Source organism: Undibacterium sp. WLHG33, assembly GCF_049544815.1.
In the GTDB taxonomy this organism is placed as follows: Bacteria; Pseudomonadota; Gammaproteobacteria; order Burkholderiales; family Burkholderiaceae_D; genus Undibacterium.
The window spans coordinates 1082362-1105902 of record NZ_CP186697.1; the positions used below are offsets into that span (position 1 = coordinate 1082362).

Below are 23541 nucleotides of genomic sequence, written 5' to 3' on the forward strand. Positions count from 1 at the left end.
CCTTACTCCGCTAATCCCTTTTATGCTTACAATCATCAATGCAGATCTGCACAACGAACAACACGCTCATGATGTGCTGGCCATGCTTAACAGTTACGCGCAAGACCCCATGGGCGGCGGTGAGGCCCTGTCTGACTATTGCCAGAAAAATCTGATCAATGAATTAAAAACCCGCAACACCGTGCGGGTGGTACTGGCGTATGCCGGTGATCAGGCTGCCGGACTGGCGATTTGCATCGAAGGCTTTTCAACCTTTGCCTGCAAGCCGCTGCTGAACATTCACGATTTTGCTGTCCATCCGGATTTTCGCAGTCAACATATCGGCGTCCGGATGATGGAACACATCACGCGGCTTGCTGTTGAGCTTGGTTATTGCAAAATCACGCTGGAAGTTCTGGAACGTAACCTCCCTGCGCGTCAGTTATACCTGAAGCAGGGATTTGCCACTTACGAGCTGGACCCGGCGATGGGTGGCGCCATCATGATGCAGAAAAAACTGAACTGATATCTGCAGCACAGGTACTGATTGCATACAAAAAGACGATGGAAAAGTACCAACCGCAGATCAATCGGATTACTCTGAGGGAATCAGGCAAGTTAAAATCACTACCGGGCAATTTGTCTGTCAACAACTACGACTATCTGATTAACTAATAAATTAATGGGACAACAAATATGAGTATCGATTTTAAAGGTCGCGTGGCAATCGTCACCGGCGCGGGCGGCGGACTCGGGCGCGAACACGCGCTGGCATTGGCTGCGCGTGGTGCCAAAGTGGTCGTCAACGATCTGGGCAGCGCACGTGATGGCTCCGGAGGTTCATCTGCCGCAGCGTTAGCGGTCGTCGAGGAAATCCGAGCAGCAGGTGGCGAAGCGATTGCAAACGGTGCTTCCGTTACTGATTTTGCCGCGGTACAGGCAATGGTCGATGACACGATGAAACAATGGGGCCGCATTGATATTCTGATTAACAATGCCGGTATTTTGCGTGATAAAAGCTTCGCCAAGATGGAACTCGATGATTTCCGGCTCGTGATGGACGTGCATCTGATGGGTGCCGTTCATTGCTGCAAAGCGGTGTGGCCTATCATGACAGAACAAAAATATGGTCGTATCGTCATGACGACGTCCTCCTCAGGGCTGTACGGCAATTTCGGTCAATCCAATTACGGCGCCGCCAAAATGGCCTTGGTCGGCCTGATGCAGACGCTGGCACTGGAAGGTGCAAAACACAATATCCATGTCAACAGCCTGGCACCGACCGCCGCCACACGCATGACAGAAAGCCTGTTCCCAGCGGAATTCTTAGCGGCACTCAAACCTTCCGATGTCGTTCCTGCAATGCTGGTACTCGCGGCTGAGAGCGCGCCAACCAGAACCATACTGTGTGCCGGCGCTGGCAGCTTTGAAGCGGCGAATATCACGATGACACAAGGTATCTGGGTCGGTCGTGAAGGCGATGCTCCGGAGCAACTGGCTGCCCGTCTGAACGAGGTGCGTCAACGAGACGGTGAAATCGTTCCTGACAGTGGTGCAGCGCAGGGGCATCTGGAACTGACCAAAGCGATGAGTCACGCGCAGAAAAAATAAACACCTGACCGTAAAATCACATAACTGTCTTCATCCTGAGACTCGTATTATCACTGGATGAAGATGATACTCTGGGGGAGTATAAGTAATTTTCGCGCCAGCCTCCAATAGATACAAGGGCATTAAAATATACTCCCCCTCATATATTTATTTTTAGGTTTTCTTCAGAAAATAAATAAACCGGATTGCTGACGCCAACCGGACTCTGTGCCAAACTTAGCTCATGACACTCACAGAATTAAAATACATCGTCGCGGTCGCACGCGAAAAACATTTCGGCCATGCAGCAGAAGCTTGTTTTGTTGCGCAACCGACGCTATCGGTTGCGATCAAAAAACTGGAAGACGAGCTGGGAGTCACCATATTTGAACGGGGCGGAACAGAAGTATCGACGACACCGCTGGGCGCACAGATCGTGGCGCAGGCAGAACGTGTGCTCGAACAGACCGCCGCCATCAAAGAAATCGCCAAACAAAACAAAGACCCGCTTGCTGGTCCTTTCCGTCTCGGCGTGATTTACACCATCGGCCCTTACCTGCTGCCCACCCTGGTGAAAACCATGATCAGACAAGTGCCGCAAATGCCACTGGTATTGCAGGAAAACTTCACAGTCAAACTCATGGAACTGCTGCGTCAGGGCGAACTGGATGCAGCCATCATGGCCTTGCCGCTGCCGGATCAGGGTCTGATGACACAAGCTCTGTATGATGAACCTTTCGTCGTCGCGATGCCGCGCGAGCACGCGTGGGCTGAGCGCAAGACAATCTCCGCCGAAGAATTAAAATCGGAAACCATGCTGCTGTTGGGGAATGGTCATTGTTTCCGAGATCAGGTCTTGGAAGTGTGTCCTGAAATGGCAAGATTCTCGACGACTGGTGACGGCATTGCCCGCACCTTTGAAGGCTCCTCTCTCGAAACGATACGTCACATGGTCGCCTCCGGCATAGGCCTGACTGTACTGCCCGTTGCGTCAGTGCCGGACATGAACGCCAAAGATGGCATGCTGCGCTACGTGCCTTTTGCAGCCCCGGTACCAGATCGCCGTGTAGTGATCGCCTGGCGTAAAAGTTTTACTCGCCTGGCAGCCATTGAAGCGATCCACAAGGCCGTGCTTGCTTGTGATTTACCCGGTGTGACGATGCTCGATTTACCGCCTGCGGCACAATAGCGAAATCAGCGCACCTGCGCAAGCAACGCTTGTCGGTCTGAGCCGGTCACCCGGCTTATTTCTTGGTTGCGATATGATGTGTAATGCCCGTCATAACAGGTCTGGCCTCTGGACGGCGTAAAGCGGTGAAAGCAGAAAACTCCCATGAACGAAAACCGACCAGCAAAGTAAAACCATCGATTTCTTCTGGCCGCAGCTTCCTGTCTTCCTGATGCAGACGCGCCAGTTCTGCCACCAATTGCTGAATTTTTTGTACGACTTCCTGCGCACTCCGACTGGAAACCCGCGCTGGCACACAGAGCAGAGTTTCGCCCACATGATCAAAGCGGCCATTGAAATAATCGCTGACGACGTAGTCCCGGAAAAACTGCTGAACCGGGCCATCCGGCAGCCAGTGAAATGCCGGCGAGACATTCAGCCGGTAGCGATTATTTGGCCGCAATTCGATCAGTTCCAGCTTATCCAGCGCAATCAGATGTAAGATGACTTCTGCCTGACTGATCTCATAGGTATCGACGATCTGCTCTAGGCTCCAGTGACCGAGACAACAAATCGCAACCAGCAATAATTTAGGCTCGGCAATCAGGGATTTCTCCTGCGCCAGCGTCAGATTATCCGAGTGCGGCGCGACATCTGCGGCCTGGCGCAAAACATCTTCCATCGCGATACCCGATGCCTTACATATCTGCGCCAGACGAGACAGGCTCATGTCTTTTTGTCCGAACATACGCTTGACGCTGGACTCGCTCATGCCTATCCGTTCGGCGAGAATTTTATAAGTCACGCCCGCCGCACGCAGCTCTGTACGCAAGACATTTAACAACAACTCCGGTGAACTCATTTATTCCTCCATCGAATACGCGGCTCGCGAATGGTAGCGTTTTTTAATACCAATCATCCTGAAAATTTATTCTTTGAACATTTTATTAGTACGAAGTTCACAGTATTGAGAAACTCTTTTTACTTATCGTCGGCCCTGAACCCGACTCCGATTATCCAATTCCATCAGGACCACTTTTCATCTGACATTGAAAGTAAGAAATGAAATCAATCCTCCGATATCTTGCTTGTATCTGCGTCACCCTGGCCGTATTCACGTCCGGCTATGTGATAGGAAAGACCAGCAATATGCCGGCCAGATCCGCTTGTTCCGGGGCTTCCGAAGCTGAATGTCCGGTGAATTACCGCTCAGACTCCGATCAGCGTGTGACCAGACCTCTGGCATCATTGCTCACCTGAAAAGCGCTCAATGCGGCAAGCTGCCGAGACAGCATTCTGGCAACAGGATAAATCGCACTTATAATGGCGGGGCTGACATCACTCCGTTTTTATGACATGAATGCTTTACTCTCGCGAATGCAATGGTATTTAAAACTGTTACGGCTCGATAAGCCTATCGGCATCGTATTGCTGCTGTGGCCGACTCTGATTGCGCTGTGGCTGGCAACCGATGGAGCGCCCGATGGCAAACTGGTAGCAATCTTTTGTCTTGGTACGGCACTGATGCGGTCAGCAGGCTGTGCGGTGAATGACTATGCTGACAGAGAGTTCGACCGCCACGTCAAACGTACCGCAGATCGGCCGCTGACCAGCGGTAAAGTATCCGGGAAAGAGGCCTTGCTGATTGCGCTGATATTGTCGCTGATTGCCTTTGCCCTGATCCTGCCGCTCAATACACTGACAAAACAATTATCCGTTCTGGCGGTGATCATTGCTGCGACCTATCCGTATTTCAAGCGTTTCTTCGGCATTCCACAAGCCTATCTCGGGATTGCTTACGGTTTCGGTATTCCGATGGCGTTTGCGGCGGTGCAAAACACAGTTCCATGGACGGCGTGGATGCTGCTGATCGCCAATGTGTTCTGGACAGTCGCCTATGACACTGAATATGCGATGGTGGACAGAGATGATGATCTCAAAATAGGAATCAAAACTTCCGCGATTACCTTTGGCCAATTTGATGTCAAGGCGATCATGGTCTGCTACCTCATCAGCCTCGTCATGATCACGTCCATCGGTTGGTATTACGGCTTGCACAGCTGGTTTTTCGCTGGCATCGCTGTCGCTGCAGGCTGCGCGATTTATCATTACACCCTGATTAAAGATCGTGACCGTATGCGCTGCTTCGCTGCCTTCCGGCACAATAACTGGCTGGGTGCCGCAATCTTTGCTGGCGTTGCTATTGACTATGTATTACATTAAATGCGACGATTAAAACGATCAACGTCGGCGCAATCCGCCTGCGTCGCAATGAAGTTCGACTCTGTTTGATCTGTCGCAAATGCTGTTAAGTTGTACTACCTAGACTGTCAACAGATACTCTTTATCAACACTTTTAAAGGAAATACGATGAGCTCAATAGAACAGCACAAAGATCAATTGATGCACGATCTGAATCAGGTCATACGCGATGCCGAAGAAATGTTGAAGAATACAGAACAACAGACAGGTGAAGGCTTCAAATCGGCAAAAGCACGTTTTGAACAGACACTGAAAAATGCGAAAGCAGAAGTACAGCGCGTTGAAGATCTGGTCATCACCAGAACCAAAGATGCGGCAAAAGCGACCGACGTCTACGTCAAAGAAAATCCATGGCAATCTGCCGGTATCGCTGCCGGTGTTGGCTTGCTGCTCGGTTTGCTGATCGGACGCAGTAAGTAACTCATGGCTATTCTCGACTCTGTGGGGAAGCTCATCGCGACCTTTTCAGGCATAGTACACACACGTCTGGAACTGGCGGCGGTCGAAGTAGAGGAAGAGCTCAGCCGCTTTTCCTCTATTCTTCTGTGGTCATTGACCGCACTGTTTTGCGCTTGCTGCGCCGTTGTCCTGATTGTGGTTCTGTTGATTGCCGTATTTTGGGATACCCACAGAATTGAGCTGATTTCCATCCTGATTGCCTTGTTCGCAATTGCAGCGGGGGGTATTACCTGGCGGATACGCCAACAACTGGAAGCAAAACCAAGACTGTTATCGCTGACACTGTCAGAGTTGGAAAAAGACGGGCAGGCGCTGCGTGATAATTTCCCTCACTCCTCTTCGAACTGAGACACACAATGTCGTCTGCCTACAAAGATAAACTCGCTCTCCGCCGTGAAGCATTGCTGCTGAAAGTGCATGCGCAACGACAATTATTCTCTCTGCAGACACAAGAACTTCAGCAGTCCATAGAATTCGCTGAATTCAGTCTGAATTTCGCGGCAAAAGTCTTCGTCACTATCAAAAATAAACCGATACTGGGAGCCGTGCTGGCAGCAGCAGTTTATGTGGTGAAGCCTGCCCGCGCCTTGTCTCTCATCGTAACCTCGTTACGGGCTCTGCAAACATGGCGCAAACTTGCGCCATTGCTTAAACAAACTCAAAATCAATAAGCGGACTTATTCCTGCTGACCAAATTCGTCACCCAGCTCTGCACCTCGGGCGGCAGCTGCCTGAATAGCGCGGATGATCGCTTGTTTGACTTCGCTATTTTCCATGCTGGTCAAAGCGGCATAAGTGGTACCGCCCTTAGAAGTCACCCGCTCCCGTAATACCGCAACAGGTTCATTCGAGTGCATCGCCAGTTGTGCTGCACCTTCGAAAGTCTCAATGGCAAATTGCGTTCCTTGTTCGGCACTCAGCCCCAGCGTCATGGCGGCTTCCTGCATCGCTTCAATAAAATAAAAGACATAAGCCGGGCCGCTGCCGGAAACAGCGGTCACTGCGTCAATCAGGTCTTCTTTGTCTAACCAGGAGGTCAGCCCGACCGAGCGCAGAATGTCATCGGCGACTTTTTTCTGTTGTTCGCTGACGCCCGGCATCGCATACAGACCGGTAATCCCTTTACCAATCAGTGCAGGCGTGTTCGGCATTGCACGGACAATAGTCGGATATGAGTTGAGCCAGCGGGAAATATCCGTGGTACGAATACCTGCTGCGATCGTCAACAATAACTGCTGTTGAATGAATGGCGCGAGTGCGCCGATGACATCGCGCAATTGCTGCGGCTTTACGGCCAGTACGATCACATCAGCGGCTTGTATGCGTTCATCAATACACAGTGCAGTAGTCACACCAAATTCCGTCTCCAGCCGGTTTAAAGACGCTTGATTCACATCGACGATATGAATATGGTCGGGCGCAGTGAAATCCGGCAGCAAACCACCGATCAATGCAGATGCCATATTACCGCCACCGATAAAAGCAATCTTTAATTTATTTTGCATAATTTCTACTCCCAAAAATTGCGGTTCCTATTCTGACCATCGTGCTTCCTTCGGCAATAGCAGCATGCAAGTCGCTGCTCATACCCATCGATAAGGTATCCAAAAGAACCCCGTGCGCCGATATTTTTTCGCTTAACTCTTTTAAATGATGAAATGCCTTACGCTGCTGCGTGACATCCGGTGTCGGTTCGGGCACCGTCATCAATCCCCGTAACCGAATACGTGGTAAGGCAGCAATTTTCAGCGCCAGCGCCACAACCTCTTCCGGAGCAACGCCACTTTTACTCTCTTCACCGCTGATATTGACCTGCAGGCAAATATTTAAATCCCGCATAGCCGCTGGTCGCTGCTCAGACAAACGGACGGCAATTTTTTCTCTGTCCACCGAATGCACCCAGTCAAAATGCTCGGCAATCGGTTTTGTTTTATTACTCTGTATCGGGCCAATGAAATGCCATTCGAGCTGCAGCTCAGGTGCGGTGTTGTGTATCAGCGAAATTTTTTCTAATGCCTCCTGAAGATAGTTTTCTCCGAAAGCAGTCTGTCCATGTCGCGCAGCATCCAGAATAACGTCAGCGCCGAATGTTTTGGAGACGGCTAACAACCGGACTGACTGTGGAGGGCGATTAAACCTGAGCTCTGTTGCCCGGATGTCATCAAGTACGGCTTGCAAGTTGTCAGAAATTAAGGACATAATCAGATAATGTTGTAGGGAACTTCATCAATTTTTTGTCTGCTCTTTTTTATCAGGGCAAAATACACTACGCTTGGTCGCCGCTTGGTCGCGATTTTCATCCAGGACACCTACCAATTACCGGAATTATAAATGGACATTTCTGAACTGCTTGCGTTCTCCGTCAAGAATAACGCCTCCGATCTTCACCTGTCATCAGGTCTGCCACCAATGATACGGGTTCATGGCGACGTACGCCGCATTAATTTGCCGCCACTCGAGCATAAAGATGTACATGAGTTGATCTATGACATCATGAACGACTCCCAGCGCAAAATTTACGAAGAAACTCTGGAGTGTGATTTCTCTTTTGCGATTCCGGGACTGGCACGTTTCCGTGTGAATGCATTTAATCAGGAACGCGGCCCGGCGGCTGTTATGCGTACGATTCCGTCAAAAATTCTGACGCTGGAACAATTGAACGCACCACGTATTTTTGCTGACCTCGCACTAAAACCGCGCGGTCTGGTTCTGGTCACAGGGCCAACCGGCTCAGGCAAATCAACCACGCTGGCAGGAATGGTGAACCATCTGAATGAAAATGAATATGGACATATCCTGACCGTAGAAGATCCTATCGAGTTTGTGCATGAGTCGAAAAAATGTCTGATCAACCAACGTGAAGTCGGTCCGCACACCATGTCATTTAATAACGCTTTACGTTCTGCTTTGCGTGAAGATCCGGATGCGATTCTGGTTGGTGAGTTGCGTGATCTTGAAACTATTCGCCTGGCATTGACGGCAGCTGAAACAGGTCACTTGGTCTTCGGTACCTTGCATACATCCTCCGCTGCAAAAACGATAGACCGTATTGTTGACGTATTCCCGGCAGAAGAAAAAGAAATGGTACGGTCGATGCTGTCGGAGTCCCTACAGGCTGTCATTTCGCAGACGCTGCTGAAAGTCAAAGATGGCTCGGGACGTGTAGCGGCACATGAAATCATGATCGGTACCCCGGCGATTCGTAATCTGATCCGTGAAGCGAAAGTTGCGCAGATGTATTCCGCGATACAAACTGGTAACAACATGGGTATGCAGACACTGGATCAGAATCTGACCGATCTGGTGAAGCGTAACGTGATTTCAGTGGGTACCGCGCGTGCAGCAGCGAAAATTCCAGAGAATTTTCCTGGTTAATTGATCTGATAGAAAGAGACGAACATGGAACGCGATCAGGCAACCAAATTCATGCATGACCTGCTCAGACTGATGCTGAGTAAAAACGGGTCGGACTTATTCATCACTGCTGACTTCCCACCTGCTTTCAAAATCGATGGCAGAGTCACGCCAGTGTCAAACCAGCCGCTGACACCTGCTCATACAGTTGATCTGGCACGTGCCATCATGAATGATAAGCAGGCAGCTGAATTCGAATCGACCAAAGAATGTAACTTCGCGATCAATCCGGCAGGCATGGGCCGCTTCCGTGTCTCTGCCTTCATGCAGCAAGGTCGTGTCGGGCTCGTGTTGCGGACGATCACGACCGCGATTCCGAAATTAGAAGACCTGGGCTTACCGGAAAATCTTAAAGATATTGTGATGGCCAAGCGTGGTCTGGTGATCATGGTCGGGGCAACAGGGTCGGGTAAATCAACAACGCTCGCTGCGATGGTAGGGCACCGCAATCAATCAAGTTACGGGCATATTATCACCATTGAAGACCCGATCGAATATGTGCATCCGCATGCGAACTGTATCGTCACGCAACGGGAAGTCGGCATTGATACGGAAGACTGGGGTGCCGCACTGAAAAATTCATTGCGTCAGGCGCCTGACGTGATCCAGATCGGTGAGATCCGCGATCGTGAAACCATGGACTTTGCTATCGCATTTGCAGAAACCGGTCACCTGTGTCTCGCAACGCTGCATGCAAATAGTTCCAATCAGGCGCTGGACCGTATCATCAACTTTTTCCCTGAAGAGCGCCGGGCACAATTATTAATGGACTTATCACTGAATCTGAAAGCCGTTGTATCACAGCGTCTGATACCGTTAAAAGGCCGTAAGGGACGGGTTGCAGCAGTCGAGATCATGCTGAACTCGCCGCTGATTTCAGATCTGATCTTCAAAGGTCAGGTACATGAAATCAAAGAAGTCATGAAAAAATCACGTGAACTCGGCATGCGTACATTTGACCAGGATTTATTTGATTTGCACGAAGCCGGCAAAATCACCTACGAAGATGCGCTGCGTAACGCGGATTCTGTCAATGAATTACGCCTCGCGATCATGTTACAGGGCAAAGAGGCGAAAGAGCGTGATCTCACCGCCGGTACCCACCATTTAGGCATCGTCTGACAATGAGTGCTCTCGACTACTCCGTCACAAATTTGCAGGGACAGACAGTTGACCTGAAACAGTATCAGGGCAAAGTGGTTCTGATCGTCAACACCGCGAGCAAATGTGGTTTTACGCCTCAGTATAAGGGGCTGGAAGCGCTTTATCAGCAATTCAGAGACAAGGGTGTGGTGGTGCTTGGATTTCCGTGTAATCAATTCGGCCACCAGGAACCCGGCACCGCCGATGACATCGGCAGTTTCTGCGAAAAAAACTACGGCGTTACTTTTCCGCTGTTTGAGAAAATTGATGTCAATGGCAAAAACGCACATCCGCTGTTTCAGTACCTGAAATCTGCGGCTCCCGGCCTGCTTGGCATAGAGGCGATTAAATGGAATTTCACAAAATTTCTGATTAAACCGGATGGCTCCGTGTACAAGCGCTATGCGCCGCAGACAACACCAGCCGAGATTATTCAGGACGTGGAGAAACTGCTTGCAGCTAGCTAAGCCGCCTTTTTAAGTTGTACGCTTATGGTTGGGAGAATCAGATCACTCCCAGCCAATGTAATACCAGCGGCAAGCATATTGCAGTCAGCAACCCCGACAATCCCATTGCCAGGCCCGCAAACGCCCCCATTTCCTCGCTTAACTGAAAAGCTCTGGCTGTACCAATGCCATGCGCACTGACACCTAAGGCAAAACCGCGCACGCTGTCTTCTTTAATATGCAGAAAATTCAGGATACTTGTCGCCATCATCGCCCCCAGGATGCCGGTCAGCATCACCAGTGCCGCAGTCAGGGAGGGTAAGCCACCGACTTTTTCGGTAATCCCCATCGCAATGGCCATCGTGACCGATTTTGACGCCAGAGACAAAACAGTCACATGTGACGCACCGAACCATTGCGCAAGCAACATCGCTGTGCCAATCGCAGACGCACTGCCTAACACTGCGGCAAGCAGAAATGCCCGCCACTGCGAGCGCAGTTTATTCATCTGCTGATACAGCGGCACAGCCAACGCTACCGTTGCCGGCCCTAGCAGAAAATGGACAAACTGCGCGCCTGAAAAATAAGTCTGATATGACGTTCCGGTTCCGCTTAGAACCAGCACAAGCATTGCGACGGCAATTGCGACTGGATTTGCAAGCGGGCTGAACTTACAACGGGCGTAGATCACATAGGCAAGCTGATAGGCCAGCAGCGTTGCAGTCAGTCCCAGCAGGGGCGATGCCGCCAGATAAACCCAGACGTCCGCTAATCTTGCGTTCATCGTGACATCCATTTCACGCACAATGCCGTCACGACAATCGATACTGCTGTACTCAGCACCAGTGCAATGGCCAGCGGCATCCATTCATCCAGGACAGTTTTGCCATGTACCATGATGCCGACCCCCGCCGGAATAAACAGTAGCGATAAATGTCTGAGCAACTCCTGTACGCCGGCGACCAGTCCGGAAGCTGCTTCTTTTTTCAGCAACAGAAAAACAAACAGCAACAACATCCCTATGACCGGCCCCGGAACGGGGAGTTTCGACAGAAAGACAATACCCTCTCCCAGACACTGAAAAATCAGTAGTATTGAAAAGGTTCGGATCATGATGCCAGCTCAGGACGATGCCAACGCGTGATCGATTAATTCGACCCAGTGTTTTACCGGTGTCTCAGTTCCTGATTGTAAATGGGTCAGGCAGCCAATGTTCGCCGATAAAATCATGTCTGGCTTCGTTGCCAGCAGATTGTGCAATTTTTTATCCCGCAACTGATATGACAACTCCGGCTGCAAAACAGAGTAGGTTCCTGCCGAGCCACAACATAAATGGCTGTCTGCACACATCTGCACATCAATCCCGATGGCTTTCAGTAAGCCTTCGACTTTGCCGCGGATTTGCTGACCATGTTGCAAGGTGCACGGTGGATGCCAGACGATGCGCTGACTGAGTTTGCCCTGTAATCTGCCGACCAGTTCAGTTTCAAACGCCGGCAACACTTCACTAAGGTCGCGTGTCAGCGCTGAAATGCGCTGCGCCTTTTCTGCATACACCATATCGTGTGCAAGCAGATGCCCATATTCTTTCACTGTCACGCCACAGCCGGATGCAGTCATGATGATGGCTTCTGCACCAGACTCCACATATGGCCACCAAGCATCAATGTTATTGCGCATATCATTCAGTGCCGCTTCCTGCTCATTCAGGTGATGGCGGATAGCGCCGCAACATCCGGCTTTCGGAGCACGGATCAGCTCGATACCCAAGGTATCCAGCACCCTGGCTGTCGCGAAATTAATGTTCGGTGACATCGATGGCTGCACACAACCATCCAGCAACAACATTTTTCGGGAATGCGGTTGCTGTGGCCATAATCCGCCAGATTGTCGAGCAGGAACCTTATTCTTTAAGGCTTTGGGCAATAATGGGCGAACGGATTGGCCGAGACTCATTGCCGGTTTGAATATCCAGGGCGTAGGCAACATCGTTTTCAGTGTGCTCCGGATGAGCCTTTGTTTCAGCGAACGCGGCACTTGCTCTTCCACAACCTTACGGCCAATGTCGAGCAGACGCCCGTACTGAACACCGGAAGGACAGGTCGATTCGCAATTGCGGCAAGTCAGGCAGCGGTCAAGATGCTGCTGCGTTTTTTCGGTAGCAACTTTTCCTTCCAGCACCTGTTTGATCAGGTAAATGCGGCCACGCGGGCCGTCGAGTTCGTCCCCCAGCAACTGATAGGTAGGGCAAGTCGCTGTACAAAAACCGCAATGCACACATTTACGCAAAATGTCATCGGCCTCTTTGCCCTCACGGGTATTCTTTATAAAGTCTGCGAGATTAGTTTGCATAGCGAATTAAAAATCCTTGTACAGGCGGCCAGGGTTAAAAATACCTGATGGATCGAAAGCGACTTTCAGACGCTGATGTATCTTCGCCAGCGGCGTCGATAAAGGCGTGAAAACACCAATGTTTTTTTCACCGCCACGGAACAAGGTCGCATGACCGCCAGCTGCTTGTGCCGCGGTACGAATAGCGTCCGGACTCTCGTCGCTGAATAACCAGCGCTGCGCACCACCCCACTCTATCAGCGACTTACCGGTCAGTTTTAAAGGTGCTGTCGTGGATGGAACAGATAAACGCCACAAACCATGGGCATCATCCTGAGAAAAGAAATCATGCGTCTGTTCGCGTAATTCATTCCATGCAGAAGCAGCGTCCTGCATCTCTTCCCCCCCCAGTTTCTGCTTGGCTGCACGCACAGCAGCTTCGGCGCCGGAGAGTCGCAACATCAGCCGCCCTACATGCCAACAGCTACCGGACAACGGTAATGCCTGTCCGGCCCACTCATTCATCTTTTGAATCGCATCAGCTTCGGATAAAGCAAATACCAATGTCGTTTCCGCAAATGGTCGCGGTAATACTTTGACCGATATATTCAATACCAGACCAAGGGTTCCCATCGCGCCGGCGAGCAAACGTGAAACATCATAGCCGGCGACATTTTTCATAACCTGGCCACCAAATTCCAGCACTTGTCCGCGACCGTCCATCAATGTCGCACCAAGAATAAAATCACGGGCAGCACCGACATACGGACGGCGCGGACCTGAGAGGCCCGTAGCAAGCATACCCCCTATAGTTGCTGTTGCCCCGAATCTCGGTGGCTCGAATGCCAGCATCTGGTTGTTTTCTGCGAGTATCGCTTCAATCTCAGCCAGTGGCGTGCCACAGCGTGCTGTCAATACCAGTTCGGTCGGCTCATACGCCAGAATGCCTGAATACGCCCGGGTATCAAGCACATCACCTTGCGGAGCCTGTCCATACCAACGCTTACTGCCACCGCCTTCGATTTGCAGTGAAAGGTGGTTCTGTGAGGCATTCAATATCCGTTCCCGGAAGCCTTCTATCAAATTGTTCATCACTGTGTCCATCTGTATGGTTTTTTATTTTTTTAGAAACGAGGTAAATCCGGAAACCTCAGATTTCCCCGTTTCACGTGCATACGTCCATATTCAGCGCAGCGATGCAAAGTTGGTATCGCCTTATCCGGATTCAGCAAAAAATGGGGGTCAAATGCGCGCTTCACCGCAAAAAATGCATCCAGTTCCTCACGCGAAAATTGCACGCACATGGAGTTAATTTTTTCTATACCAACACCGTGTTCACCGGTAATCGTGCCGCCGACCGTCACACATAATTCCAGTATCTCGGCACCGAATGCTTCAGCACGTAAAAACTCCCCTTCCTGATTCGCATCAAACAAAATCAGCGGGTGTAAGTTCCCGTCGCCGGCATGAAACACGTTGGCGCAGCGCAAGCCGTATTTTTCTTCCATGTGAGTGATGCCTATCAATACTTCTGATAAGCGCTTACGAGGAATCGTTCCGTCCATACAGTAGTAATCCGGCGAGATACGTCCCGCTGCGGGAAACGCATTTTTCCGACCGGACCAGAAGCGCAAACGTTCTGCTTCACTCTGGGAAACAGCGATTGCCGTCGCACCGGCCTGCTCCAGCACGGCGGACATACGTGCAATTTCTTCCTCAACCTCTTCCGTTGTGCCATCAGATTCGCACAGCAGGATTGCTTCCGCATTAATGTCGTATCCAGCTTTAACAAAAGGCTCCACCATACGCGATGAGGTTTTATCCATCATCTCTAGACCTGCTGGAATAATGCCTGCAGCAATCACGTTTGCGACTGCATTTCCGCCTTTCACGACATCATCAAATGAGGCCATAATCACGCGCGCAACCTGCGGTTTAGGTACCAGCTTGACCGTTACTTCGGTGACGATACCGAGCATACCTTCTGAGCCGATAAACACCGCAAGCAAATCCAGACCCGGGGCATCCAGCGCTTCACCGCCAAGCTCAATCACTTCCCCATCAATCGTGACGACACGTGCACGCAATACATTGTGCACAGTCAGGCCATATTTCAGACAGTGAACACCACCAGAGTTTTCGGCGACATTACCCCCTATCGTGCAGGCGATCTGCGATGAGGGATCGGGTGCGTAATACAAACCTAAAGGGGAGACTGCTTCCGAGATTGCCAGATTGCGTACACCTGGCTGAACCACGGCTGTTCGCGAGTAAGCATCTACTTTCAGAATTTTGTTGAATTTGGCAGTGGACAACACGACACCATCAGCGATCGGCATTGCGCCGCCAGACAATCCTGTCCCGGCACCACGTGGCACAACTGGAACGCTCAGGCGCCGGCAGACTTCCATCACAGCGATGATCTGTGATTCACTCTCCGGCAGACACACAATCATTGGCAACTGACGATAGGCCGCCAGACCATCGCACTCATACGGACGGACATCTTCCTCATGATGCAGGATACAATGTCCGGGCAATACCTGACGCAGAGCCTTGACGACCTCCTGCTGCCGCTCGCGATACGAATCAATTGAACTGTTCTGCTCCATCGTCTTACCCTATCTGTTTTTTTGTCAGTGTAATCAGCTTTGATACATCTGGGATGAATACTTTAAGCAAGACTGACTGAATTTTTTTCAGGACATAAAAAAAGGACGCCGTAGCGTCCTATTTTAAGTGATTACCTGCTTAAACTGAGAAAGACGAACCACATCCGCAAGTTGTCGTCGCGTTCGGATTTTTAATCACAAACTGAGCACCTTCCAGATCATCTTTATAATCGATCTCAGCGCCTACCAAGTACTGATAGCTCATGGAGTCGATTAACAGCTGCACACCATTTTTAGTCATGGTTGTGTCGTCTTCATTGGTAATTTCATCAAAAGTAAAACCATATTGGAAACCTGAGCATCCGCCGCCTTGTACAAAAACGCGTAATTTCAGATCCGGATTACCCTCTTCTTCAATCAGCTGAGCAACTTTTGCAGCTGCGCTCTCTGTGAAATTGATTGGTGTTGGCATCTCGGCTACAGCATTCATTTTTTGCTCCTTCAATCTAAGATATGCTCATTATAGTCCCGACTCCGGAACTATGCATTGGACGCTGCCAGTTTCAGCGTGGCTGGCTCTTGCGCAAGATCATGGGTCAGCTTGCCTGACACCAGGGCGCCACTCAGCATTTCCAGTGTCTTGTAATGGACGTCGCCAGAAATTTTCGCTTTAGGCTGCAGCTCCAGCAGTTCTGTTGAAAATACCGGCCCGTTAATCACGCCGTTCACTACCAGATGTGCCGCTCTGACTTCGCCATCGATGACTGCCTGTTCGGAAATGACCAGCATACTCAGCGACTCCGTATCTGCAATAACATTCCCGCGAATATGACCATCGATGCGCAAACCACCCTTAAAATGCAGATCACCTTCGATTCTTGTCGTTGATCCGATAAGGCTGTCGATAGTACTTTTGGTTTTACGACTGAACATGAGAGAATTCCTTTTCAGGACATGGATCAAAAATATTAACGAGCGCAACCCCACTCATTAATAATTGATGCTGGTTTATAAATTAACCGTTTGTTGAGCGCGGATTTGTCCCCGGTCTAAGACTTTCACCTGGACATTTTTGGCAACCGCGCCGTCTGGAAGAGTAATGACGCCCTCCAGTCGCTGGTAATGTCTGAACGATAATTTCAATTTACCAGCCTCACCCGACTTAGGATCAGGGAAGGACATCGTAGCAGGTTTACCTGCCTGAACCAAGCCTAATAAAAGTTGCAATTCACCGTTAAAATCCCTGCCATTTTTGACACCCTGCATCACCAGAGCTCGATAACGTAACTGACCAGGAGCAAGCATTTCTATCTTCAGATTTTGAACAGTAATACCATCATTACCCGTCGCCGACGGCATCACGCCCTCAAAAAAAGCCAGGTCATCTTTGAGTTTCTGATTTTCTGCGGTCAGCGTTTTGATCTGATCCGTCAGTTCTTTCTGCATGGAACGATCAATATTCTGCTTACTTTCTATCGTGTTTGCCTCCAGCAAGAGCTTGTCGCGCTCAGCTGTCAACTCTCTAACCTGTGTTTCAAGTGCCTGCACCTGATTCAGATTCACCTTTGTTCCGAAGGCAAAACTCTTTCCAAGATCGTAGGTCCACCAGGCAACAGCGGACGTCAATGCGATAACCATCACCATCATAGCCAGCCTGAGCGGCCATGGCTGCTGATGCGTAATCGTCATTTTCGACGCCAGATGGCGTCGTTGCCAGAGTCGCTTTTTTACCATGAGTGAATTAAGGCAAAACCGGCATATGTTGCAATCCGGTGACCTCATCCAGGCCAAACATCAGATTCATACATTGGACCGCCTGCCCTGATGCACCTTTTACAAGGTTATCCTGCACCACGAGAACGATCACTGTCTTGCCATTGTTCGGCCGGTGCACAGCGATACGCAGCATATTGGATGCCCGGGTAGAACGTGTTTCCGGATGGGAGCCAAATGGCATCACATCAACAAAAGGCTCATCCTTGTACGCATTTTCAAACAATGCCTGCAATTCATCGTTGCTGATTTCTGCGGTCAGACGTGCATACAAGGTCGAGTGCATGCCACGTATCATCGGAACAAGATGAGGAGTGAATAATAAACCGACCTTTTGCGTGCTCATACGCTGCAACTGTTCTATGGTCTCAGGGGTATGGCGATGACCGGAGACTCCGTAGGCCTTGAATGTATCGCTGGACTCGGAAAACAGGATGCCGATCTCAGCCTTACGTCCTGCACCCGATACGCCTGATTTGCAATCAGCTATCAGATCAGTCGCATCGACGATTCCCGCTTTCAGTAACGGATAGAAACCCAGTTGCATCGTCGTTGGATAGCAGCCAGGATTACCAATGACACGGGCTGCTTTAATCGCGTCACGATTCAGCTCGGGCAAACCATACACCGCTTCCTTCAGAACGTCCGGACATGCGTGTGGAACACCGTACCATTTTTCAAACTGAGCAACATCCTTCATCCTGAAATCTGCCGCCAGATCAATGACTTTCACGCCCGCTGCCAGCAGCTCAGGCGTTTGAGCCATAGCAACACCGTGAGGTGTCGCAAAAAAGACGACATCACACTCTGTCAGCTTCGCTTTATCAGGTGAGGAAAATGCCAGGTTGACACGTCCGCGCAACGAAGGATACATGTCAGCCACTGGCAAACCGTCCTCTTTCCGCGACGTAATTGCTGTTAATTCCACCGCAGGATGCATTGCCAGCAAACGCAACAACTCAACCCCGGTGTAGCCGGTTCCACCTACTATTCCTACTTTAATCATCGACGTTCCTTGCAAGAAATTTTCCGCTATTTTAACAGTAGTCGCTCATATCAAGACGACTTCACGGAACTCAGTCATGACATAGTCTCATGAGTACATAAAAACAAAAAAGCCGCCCAGCTGAGGCGGCTTTTTCGGCAATTCGTGCCAGCGATAAGAAATTAACGCTTGGAGAACTGTTTTGCGCGACGTGCTTTGCGCAGACCAACTTTTTTACGTTCAACTTCGCGAGCATCACGAGTAACGAAGCCTGCTTTGGACAATTCAGATTTCAAAGCTGCATCGTAGTCGATCAGAGCGCGAGTGATACCGTGACGAACAGCACCGGATTGACCAGATTCGCCGCCGCCGTGAACGTTGACCATAATATCGAATGTTTCGAGATTATTAGTCAGTTCCAGAGGTTGACGGATCACCATCAGGCCAGTTTCGCGAGAGAAATACTCGTTAGCTGGTTTGCCGTTGACAACGATCTTGCCGCTGCCGGATTTCAGGAATACGCGAGCAACTGCGCTCTTGCGACGGCCAGTTCCGTAGTTGTAATTACCGATCATGGCTAATCCTTAGATGTCGAGTACTTGTGGTTGCTGAGCTGCGTGCGGATGCGTTGCATCTGCATATACTTTCAGCTTCTTGATCATTGCATAGCCGAGTGGGCCTTTAGGCAACATGCCTTTCACTGCTTTCTCGAGTGCACGACCTGGAAAACGCTGTTGCATTTTCGTGAAATTTGTTTCATAGATACCGCCTGGATAACCAGTGTGACGGTAGTATGTTTTGTTCAGAGCTTTAGTGCCAGTCACGCGCAGTTTGCCTGCATTAACAACAACGATAAAATCGCCTGTGTCTACGTGTGGAGTAAATTCTGGTTTATGTTTGCCGCGTAAACGGAGTGCCACTTCGCTGGCAACACGTCCGAGTACTTTATCTGTCGCGTCAATCACGAACCAGTCGCGCTGAACCTCATGGCCCTTAGCGGAAAAGGTTTTCATGTTGAATCCTAAAAAGTTAAATACGCCCTTTTTTGGTGGTTCTGCCTATGATCTGACAGACTCTCCCTTGTTAAACTCTCAGTCGGGCAAATTGAGAATCAGAAATTATAGGGTTTTCAAAGACTTAGTGCAAGAACTGTTTAAATTTTAAGCAAAATAGTTAGAAATTGCCCGCATAACACTGAAAGTGTATTTTCAAACGAATAAAGATGTGATGCAGCCCGACCAATGCGCAATGGTCAGATGCAGTAAAATCAGGAGCGATACACATCACATCTAACGAGGAATAAATGGAAGCGACCGTACGCTGGACAGGCTTATCTGGCATGTCATTTTTGGCAGAAACAGGCTCAGGCCACGCAGTTTTAATGGATGGAGCACCGGAAGGTGGTGGTCATAATCTGGCACCACGTCCTATGGAAATGGTGTTATTGGGGACAGGGGGATGCACAGCATACGATGTCGTATTGATTTTACGGAAAAGCAAACAGGACGTACGTGGCTGCGACGTAAAGCTGAGCGCGGAAAGGGCAGAGACAGAACCGAAAGTTTTCACCAAAATTAATTTTCACTTCACGATCCGCGGACGTCAGCTGAAACCTAATCTGGTGGAACGCGCAATCAAGCTATCTCATGAGAAATACTGTTCTGCATCTATCATGCTCGAAAAAACGGCTCAGATGACCCACAGCTACGAAATTATTGAGGACATGGATATCCCCTCTGAGCACGATACTCAGGATTGAAGCGTCTCTTCAGGCTGCTCAAAAATATCCTGATACGTAGGATAAAATGTGCAGTATCTGACCGTTGTCAGTAAAGCCAGCACAGGCATCATCAGTAACACGACGAAAACGGTGTTGCCTGTCGCCAGCGCTAAAATCTCCACAAAAATAGCCGGCAATAATCCTGAAATCAGGAACCACGACAGGGCATAAATCAAAAATGCCTTCGCTGCCCGTTTTACCGAAAAAAAACTGTAAAACAAAGCTTTTGGAACAGACATCCCGCGCCACATAATCAATGGTCCTGCAAACCAGAAAGCCATCAACGCAGGTAAAAACGCAAGTACTGCTACGATCATCCCTAAAAATAAGCGCCCTTGAGGCAAGTCCTTGGGATCGACTGGTTTTTCACTCGAAATAAACTCGAATAAGGCACCATCATCAAAAAGTTGCGATATCAATGCTGCGCCAGAAATTGCCAGCAGATACAGGCAACCCAGCGCGAGTAAGCGCAAGAAGAATTCTGAACGGAAGCCCACCAGCAATACGCCCGGCCTGACACGCACGCCATCTTCAATCTGACGGCAGGCCTGCATAAAACTCATGGCAAAGACGGGAATTAAGACTAAAGGCAAAAAGCGACCGATCAATGGCACCAGACTGATGCCCATGTTAAAAAACATATATGCAAAAAAGAGCGTCAGCATTTCTGCAGGTTGCTGACGGAACAGGGCGAAACCACGTTTAACCCACGTCCATCCAGTTGAAGCCGGTACTGAAGTCATAAATCACTTGTTAATGGAGGGACAGGCAAAGACTCACGCAGACGTAAAATCCGTTCAAAGTGTGCAGGATCATGCGGGGTCAGCATTTCTGCATCACGCGGCAGGTAATAATCGTATAAGCGGGACAACCAGAAGCGCAGAGCGGCTGCCCGCAACATCGGTTTCCACGCTACGGATTCTTCCTGCGTGAATGGTCGCACTTGGTTATACGCGTTCAACAAAGCCCGTACCCGCACAACATCCAACTCGCCAGTTGCAGTATCAATACACCAGTCATTGACGGTTACGGCAACATCAAAAATCCAGGCGTCACAGCCAGCAAAATAAAAATCAAAAAAACCTGTCAGTTTCTCGCCATCAAACATCACATTATTACGGAATAAATCCGCATGGACAGGACCTCTCGGTAAAGCGCGATATACCGGCGTGCTGTCGAAAGCGTCCTGATAGTGAACTTCTGCACACAACATGTGGCGCAACTCTTCGGAGAGGAAAGGAAGAACTTTCGGCGTGGTTTCATGCCACCAGTTCAAAGATCGTAAATTTTCCTGATATAAGGGAAAATCTTTTCCCGCGAGATGCATGAGAGCAAGCATCGCACCGACTTCGGCACAATGTACCGGTCCGGGACACATCTGCGACTCGCCCTCAAGCTTACTGACAATGGCGGCAGGTTTTCCGTGCAAAGCGGTCACCAGATCACCAGCATTATTGGCAACGGGTGCTGGTACCAGCACCCCGCGATCCGCGAGATGGCGCATTAACTTCAGATAAAACGGTAATTGTTCGAAAGTCAGATTTTCGAAAATCGTCAGAACATACTCACCGGTCTCTGTCGTGATAAAAAAATTGCTGTTCTCAATTCCAGAGGCTATTCCTTTAATTGCCAGCGCTTTTCCCAGCGGAAATTGATTAATCCACGAACTGAGGTCATCGAGTGTCACTGAAGTAAAAACTGCCATTGTAATATCGCAAAAATAGAATAAGAAACTTACTTACCGGTAGAACTGGCCGGTGCGGACTGAACCGGAGCTGGCGGCAATACAGGTGGCTGCTCGACTTCTTTGCTCTCTTTTTTTCCGCCAAACTCAAGAATAGTCCACTGTGGTGCCCGGTTTGCATTTCCCTGAACGGTCCCTTTGGGGGCATTACCAATCTCAGGATCTGCTTTTAACGTGTAATTGCTTTTACCTGATTTCACCTGTACTTCAGTGACTTTGCCAGCGTTATTACGCTTCTCTGTAATCTTATTTTTCGGCTCTGGTTTCCCGACGGATAATGAAGGATCTGTCGCTCCCTCTTCCAGTTTATCCAGCTTAGGTGGTGCCTGATCAGGCTTTTTAGTCTGCGCAAATGCAGCGCCAGTAAAACCCAAAAAGAAGATACCAGACAGGACTACTGACAGGATTTTCGACATTTTTTTCATGGTTAATATCCAATTGGCTTAATCTGGCAGACATTGTAACAAAGCAGTGCTCTCACTGACAGGGATAAACAAGGCCTTACACCAGAAAACAAAAAAGGGAGGCGTCCTGATGACGACTCCCTTCTGATGTTCTGACTTAACCGGGATTAACCCCGGATTCAATTAGAACTTGTGACGGATACCAACGTTGATCAGCTTGTCTGTCTGACCAGCAGTTGCCACATTGTATTTAGCATTGCTGTCGTTAGTTGTGCGTGAGAACGATGTGTAGATGTCTGTACGCTTGGACAGGTCATATGTGTAGCCGATAGCGAATTGTTTGCCATCTGCATTTGCAACAGCTTTGTTTTTCGCTTGAGTGAAGTCAGCTACAAACGCGCCTGGGCCAAACGGTACTGTTGCACCGATCATCCAGATACGTTCGTCGTTAGTGCCGCCTTTGATTGTTTCGTATGCAGCGTGTGCTTTTACAACTGTGAAGTCGTAAGTGCCACCAACGAATGTTTTCTTACCAGCGTTTGCGTCATTGCCGACTGCGTCGTTCAGTTTTTCGTAAGCGATTGCAGCGTACACTGGGCCTTCAGAGTAAACACCGGAAACACCAACTTTACGGTTGCCAGAATTATTGCCAGCAACTTCACCGAAACCGTATTGCAGAGAACCTACAAAACCACCCAGGTTAGTTGTAGAGTAAGTTACAGCGTTGTCAGTACGTGTGGATGTTTTGAACAAACGGTTGATGTCGCCTGCCAGACCGATGTGGAATGGATCAATTGTATCGCCGATGTCGTAAGTAACAGATTTTTGACGACCCAGATTTACAGAACCGAAATCACCGGACAGACCAACATAAGCTTGACGACCGAAAGCCAGACCGCCTTGATCAAGCGCGCCAGTATCAGTTTTCAAACCCATTTCCAAAACGAAGTTTGCTTTCAGACCGCTACCCAGATCTTCAACACCTTTGAAACCGAGGCGTGAACCGTTTTGGATACCGCTATCTAAAGAAGTTTTTGCGGCATCACCGTTGTCGTCACGAACCAGACCCATGTCAACCATACCGTAGATAGTTACAGTAGATTGCGCGAAAGCTGCACCGGAGAATGCACCCATCAGAGCGAGTGCGAGGAATGATTTTTTCATTGTCTAGTATCCAAAAATGAATGTTAAATTTTTGCTGCACCACAAACAAAACGCGGCAAAAAACTGAATTGCAGGTCAATTTACAGCCTTGAACCAAGAATTGATTCAATGACAAATGTCACGATACCTGCGAAAAATGACATTTTGATGAAATCAGACTACTTAATAAACAAGGACTTACAGAGCGTTGCAATTTAAAGACATTGCTAATTTTGAAAAATTTAATCAGGTATTTAACAAAGCCAGCGATGTCCAGGCTCGCATTATAGGCATTTTTTACCTTTGCT

General features: G+C 49.4%; 30 protein-coding genes. 12 read left to right on the forward strand and 18 right to left on the reverse strand.

Translation table 11 applies throughout. The features are described from left to right. The first annotated feature begins 22 nt into the window (after window positions 1–22). The 3 genes from ACOTSW_RS04900 to ACOTSW_RS04910 all read left to right on the forward strand — a co-directional run bounded on the left by ACOTSW_RS04900 (window position 23) and on the right by ACOTSW_RS04910 (window position 2758). Window positions 23–505 (forward strand): GNAT family N-acetyltransferase, encoded by a 483-nt coding sequence (locus tag ACOTSW_RS04900; RefSeq protein WP_423681338.1) that lies wholly within the window; start codon window positions 23–25, stop codon window positions 503–505. 170 nt (window positions 506–675) lie between these two features. Continuing rightward, a complete protein-coding gene (locus tag ACOTSW_RS04905; RefSeq protein WP_423681339.1) occupies window positions 676–1590 on the forward strand; it encodes an SDR family NAD(P)-dependent oxidoreductase in 915 nt (304 codons plus the stop codon). Between the two features lie 223 nt (window positions 1591–1813). Next, the gene (locus ACOTSW_RS04910; RefSeq protein WP_423681341.1) at window positions 1814–2758 is read left to right on the forward strand and encodes a hydrogen peroxide-inducible genes activator; all 945 of its coding nucleotides are present in this window, start codon (window positions 1814–1816) and stop codon (window positions 2756–2758) included. A gap of 55 nt (window positions 2759–2813) precedes the next feature. On the opposite strand, the gene ACOTSW_RS04915 is transcribed toward ACOTSW_RS04910, so the two are convergent. Continuing rightward, window positions 2814–3599 carry a helix-turn-helix domain-containing protein gene (locus ACOTSW_RS04915; protein ID WP_423681343.1) on the reverse strand — a complete coding sequence of 262 codons (786 nt, stop codon included), beginning with the start codon at window positions 3597–3599 and terminating at the stop codon, window positions 2814–2816. Window positions 3600–3799: 200 nt separating this feature from the next. On the opposite strand from ACOTSW_RS04915, the gene ACOTSW_RS04920 reads away from it, so the two are divergent. The 5 genes from ACOTSW_RS04920 to ACOTSW_RS04940 all read left to right on the forward strand — a co-directional run bounded on the left by ACOTSW_RS04920 (window position 3800) and on the right by ACOTSW_RS04940 (window position 6129). Further along, a complete protein-coding gene (locus ACOTSW_RS04920) occupies window positions 3800–3997 on the forward strand; it encodes a hypothetical protein (protein ID WP_423681344.1) in 198 nt (65 codons plus the stop codon). Between the two features lie 117 nt (window positions 3998–4114). Continuing rightward, a complete protein-coding gene (gene ubiA, locus ACOTSW_RS04925) occupies window positions 4115–4960 on the forward strand; it encodes a 4-hydroxybenzoate octaprenyltransferase (protein WP_423681346.1) in 846 nt (281 codons plus the stop codon). Between the two features lie 147 nt (window positions 4961–5107). Next, window positions 5108–5419, forward strand: a complete 312-nt coding sequence (locus ACOTSW_RS04930; RefSeq protein WP_186882892.1) for a DUF883 family protein — start codon at window positions 5108–5110, stop codon at window positions 5417–5419. Between the two features lie 3 nt (window positions 5420–5422). Then, window positions 5423–5806, forward strand: coding sequence for a phage holin family protein (locus tag ACOTSW_RS04935; protein WP_423681347.1), 384 nt, complete (start codon window positions 5423–5425; stop codon window positions 5804–5806). 8 nt (window positions 5807–5814) lie between these two features. After that, window positions 5815–6129 (forward strand): YqjK family protein, encoded by a 315-nt coding sequence (locus tag ACOTSW_RS04940; RefSeq protein ID WP_423681348.1) that lies wholly within the window; start codon window positions 5815–5817, stop codon window positions 6127–6129. 6 nt (window positions 6130–6135) lie between these two features. Here the strand turns inward: ACOTSW_RS04940 and proC are convergent, their stop codons facing one another. Together proC and ACOTSW_RS04950 are read right to left on the reverse strand one after the other, a co-directional pair. Further along, window positions 6136–6963 (reverse strand): pyrroline-5-carboxylate reductase, encoded by an 828-nt coding sequence (gene proC, locus ACOTSW_RS04945; protein ID WP_423681349.1) that lies wholly within the window; start codon window positions 6961–6963, stop codon window positions 6136–6138. Then, a complete protein-coding gene (locus tag ACOTSW_RS04950; protein WP_423681350.1) occupies window positions 6953–7657 on the reverse strand; it encodes a YggS family pyridoxal phosphate-dependent enzyme in 705 nt (234 codons plus the stop codon). The genes proC and ACOTSW_RS04950 overlap by 11 nt, the downstream gene beginning before the upstream one ends. Window positions 7658–7789: 132 nt before the next feature. On the opposite strand from ACOTSW_RS04950, the gene ACOTSW_RS04955 reads away from it, so the two are divergent. The 3 genes from ACOTSW_RS04955 to ACOTSW_RS04965 are packed head-to-tail and all read left to right on the forward strand — an operon-like array spanning window position 7790 to window position 10482. Further along, window positions 7790–8833: a type IV pilus twitching motility protein PilT gene (locus ACOTSW_RS04955; protein ID WP_423681351.1), complete on the forward strand. Its 1044-nt coding sequence runs from the start codon at window positions 7790–7792 to the stop codon at window positions 8831–8833. Window positions 8834–8857: 24 nt separating this feature from the next. Then, complete coding sequence (locus ACOTSW_RS04960; protein WP_423681352.1) at window positions 8858–9994, forward strand: PilT/PilU family type 4a pilus ATPase; 1137 nt, start codon at window positions 8858–8860, stop codon at window positions 9992–9994. Between the two features lie 2 nt (window positions 9995–9996). Next, window positions 9997–10482, forward strand: a complete 486-nt coding sequence (locus ACOTSW_RS04965; protein WP_423681353.1) for a glutathione peroxidase — start codon at window positions 9997–9999, stop codon at window positions 10480–10482. A gap of 37 nt (window positions 10483–10519) precedes the next feature. On the opposite strand, the gene ACOTSW_RS04970 is transcribed toward ACOTSW_RS04965, so the two are convergent. The 11 genes from ACOTSW_RS04970 to rplM form a co-directional block, all read right to left on the reverse strand. Continuing rightward, entirely contained in the window at window positions 10520–11245 is a 726-nt protein-coding gene (locus ACOTSW_RS04970; protein WP_423681355.1) for an LrgB family protein, read from the reverse strand. Then, complete coding sequence (locus ACOTSW_RS04975; RefSeq protein WP_423681356.1) at window positions 11242–11574, reverse strand: CidA/LrgA family protein; 333 nt, start codon at window positions 11572–11574, stop codon at window positions 11242–11244. The genes ACOTSW_RS04970 and ACOTSW_RS04975 overlap by 4 nt, the downstream gene beginning before the upstream one ends. 9 nt (window positions 11575–11583) lie before the next feature. Continuing rightward, window positions 11584–12813, reverse strand: coding sequence for a glycolate oxidase subunit GlcF (gene glcF / locus ACOTSW_RS04980; RefSeq protein WP_423681357.1), 1230 nt, complete (start codon window positions 12811–12813; stop codon window positions 11584–11586). 6 nt (window positions 12814–12819) lie between these two features. Continuing rightward, window positions 12820–13884 carry a glycolate oxidase subunit GlcE gene (gene glcE, locus ACOTSW_RS04985; RefSeq protein WP_423681358.1) on the reverse strand — a complete coding sequence of 355 codons (1065 nt, stop codon included), beginning with the start codon at window positions 13882–13884 and terminating at the stop codon, window positions 12820–12822. Window positions 13885–13916: 32 nt separating this feature from the next. After that, complete coding sequence (locus ACOTSW_RS04990; RefSeq protein ID WP_423681359.1) at window positions 13917–15404, reverse strand: FAD-linked oxidase C-terminal domain-containing protein; 1488 nt, start codon at window positions 15402–15404, stop codon at window positions 13917–13919. A gap of 139 nt (window positions 15405–15543) precedes the next feature. After that, window positions 15544–15894, reverse strand: a complete 351-nt coding sequence (gene erpA, locus ACOTSW_RS04995; RefSeq protein WP_423681360.1) for an iron-sulfur cluster insertion protein ErpA — start codon at window positions 15892–15894, stop codon at window positions 15544–15546. Between the two features lie 50 nt (window positions 15895–15944). Then, a complete protein-coding gene (locus ACOTSW_RS05000) occupies window positions 15945–16337 on the reverse strand; it encodes a bactofilin family protein (RefSeq protein WP_423681361.1) in 393 nt (130 codons plus the stop codon). A gap of 75 nt (window positions 16338–16412) precedes the next feature. After that, on the reverse strand, window positions 16413–17138 hold the full coding sequence (locus ACOTSW_RS05005; RefSeq protein WP_423681363.1) for a DUF6776 family protein: 726 nt from the start codon (window positions 17136–17138) through the stop codon (window positions 16413–16415). A 7-nt stretch (window positions 17139–17145) separates the two neighbouring features. Further along, entirely contained in the window at window positions 17146–18183 is a 1038-nt protein-coding gene (argC, locus tag ACOTSW_RS05010) for an N-acetyl-gamma-glutamyl-phosphate reductase (RefSeq protein ID WP_423681364.1), read from the reverse strand. Between the two features lie 161 nt (window positions 18184–18344). Beyond that, window positions 18345–18737 carry a 30S ribosomal protein S9 gene (gene rpsI, locus ACOTSW_RS05015; RefSeq protein WP_423014725.1) on the reverse strand — a complete coding sequence of 131 codons (393 nt, stop codon included), beginning with the start codon at window positions 18735–18737 and terminating at the stop codon, window positions 18345–18347. A gap of 9 nt (window positions 18738–18746) precedes the next feature. Then, window positions 18747–19175, reverse strand: a complete 429-nt coding sequence (gene rplM / locus ACOTSW_RS05020) for a 50S ribosomal protein L13 (RefSeq protein WP_186882875.1) — start codon at window positions 19173–19175, stop codon at window positions 18747–18749. Between the two features lie 290 nt (window positions 19176–19465). Between rplM and ACOTSW_RS05025 the strand changes: the two genes are divergently transcribed. Further along, entirely contained in the window at window positions 19466–19921 is a 456-nt protein-coding gene (locus tag ACOTSW_RS05025; RefSeq protein ID WP_423681365.1) for an OsmC family protein, read from the forward strand. Here ACOTSW_RS05025 and ACOTSW_RS05030 read toward each other — a convergent pair. The 4 genes from ACOTSW_RS05030 to ACOTSW_RS05045 form a co-directional block, all read right to left on the reverse strand. Continuing rightward, entirely contained in the window at window positions 19912–20685 is a 774-nt protein-coding gene (locus ACOTSW_RS05030; RefSeq protein WP_423681366.1) for a BPSS1780 family membrane protein, read from the reverse strand. The genes ACOTSW_RS05025 and ACOTSW_RS05030 overlap by 10 nt on opposite strands. Next, complete coding sequence (locus ACOTSW_RS05035; protein WP_423681367.1) at window positions 20682–21647, reverse strand: homoserine kinase; 966 nt, start codon at window positions 21645–21647, stop codon at window positions 20682–20684. The genes ACOTSW_RS05030 and ACOTSW_RS05035 overlap by 4 nt, the downstream gene beginning before the upstream one ends. A gap of 29 nt (window positions 21648–21676) precedes the next feature. Then, window positions 21677–22111 carry a hypothetical protein gene (locus tag ACOTSW_RS05040; RefSeq protein WP_423681368.1) on the reverse strand — a complete coding sequence of 145 codons (435 nt, stop codon included), beginning with the start codon at window positions 22109–22111 and terminating at the stop codon, window positions 21677–21679. 162 nt (window positions 22112–22273) lie between these two features. Next, window positions 22274–23254 carry a porin gene (locus ACOTSW_RS05045; protein WP_423681369.1) on the reverse strand — a complete coding sequence of 327 codons (981 nt, stop codon included), beginning with the start codon at window positions 23252–23254 and terminating at the stop codon, window positions 22274–22276. Window positions 23255–23541: the final 287 nt, after the last annotated feature.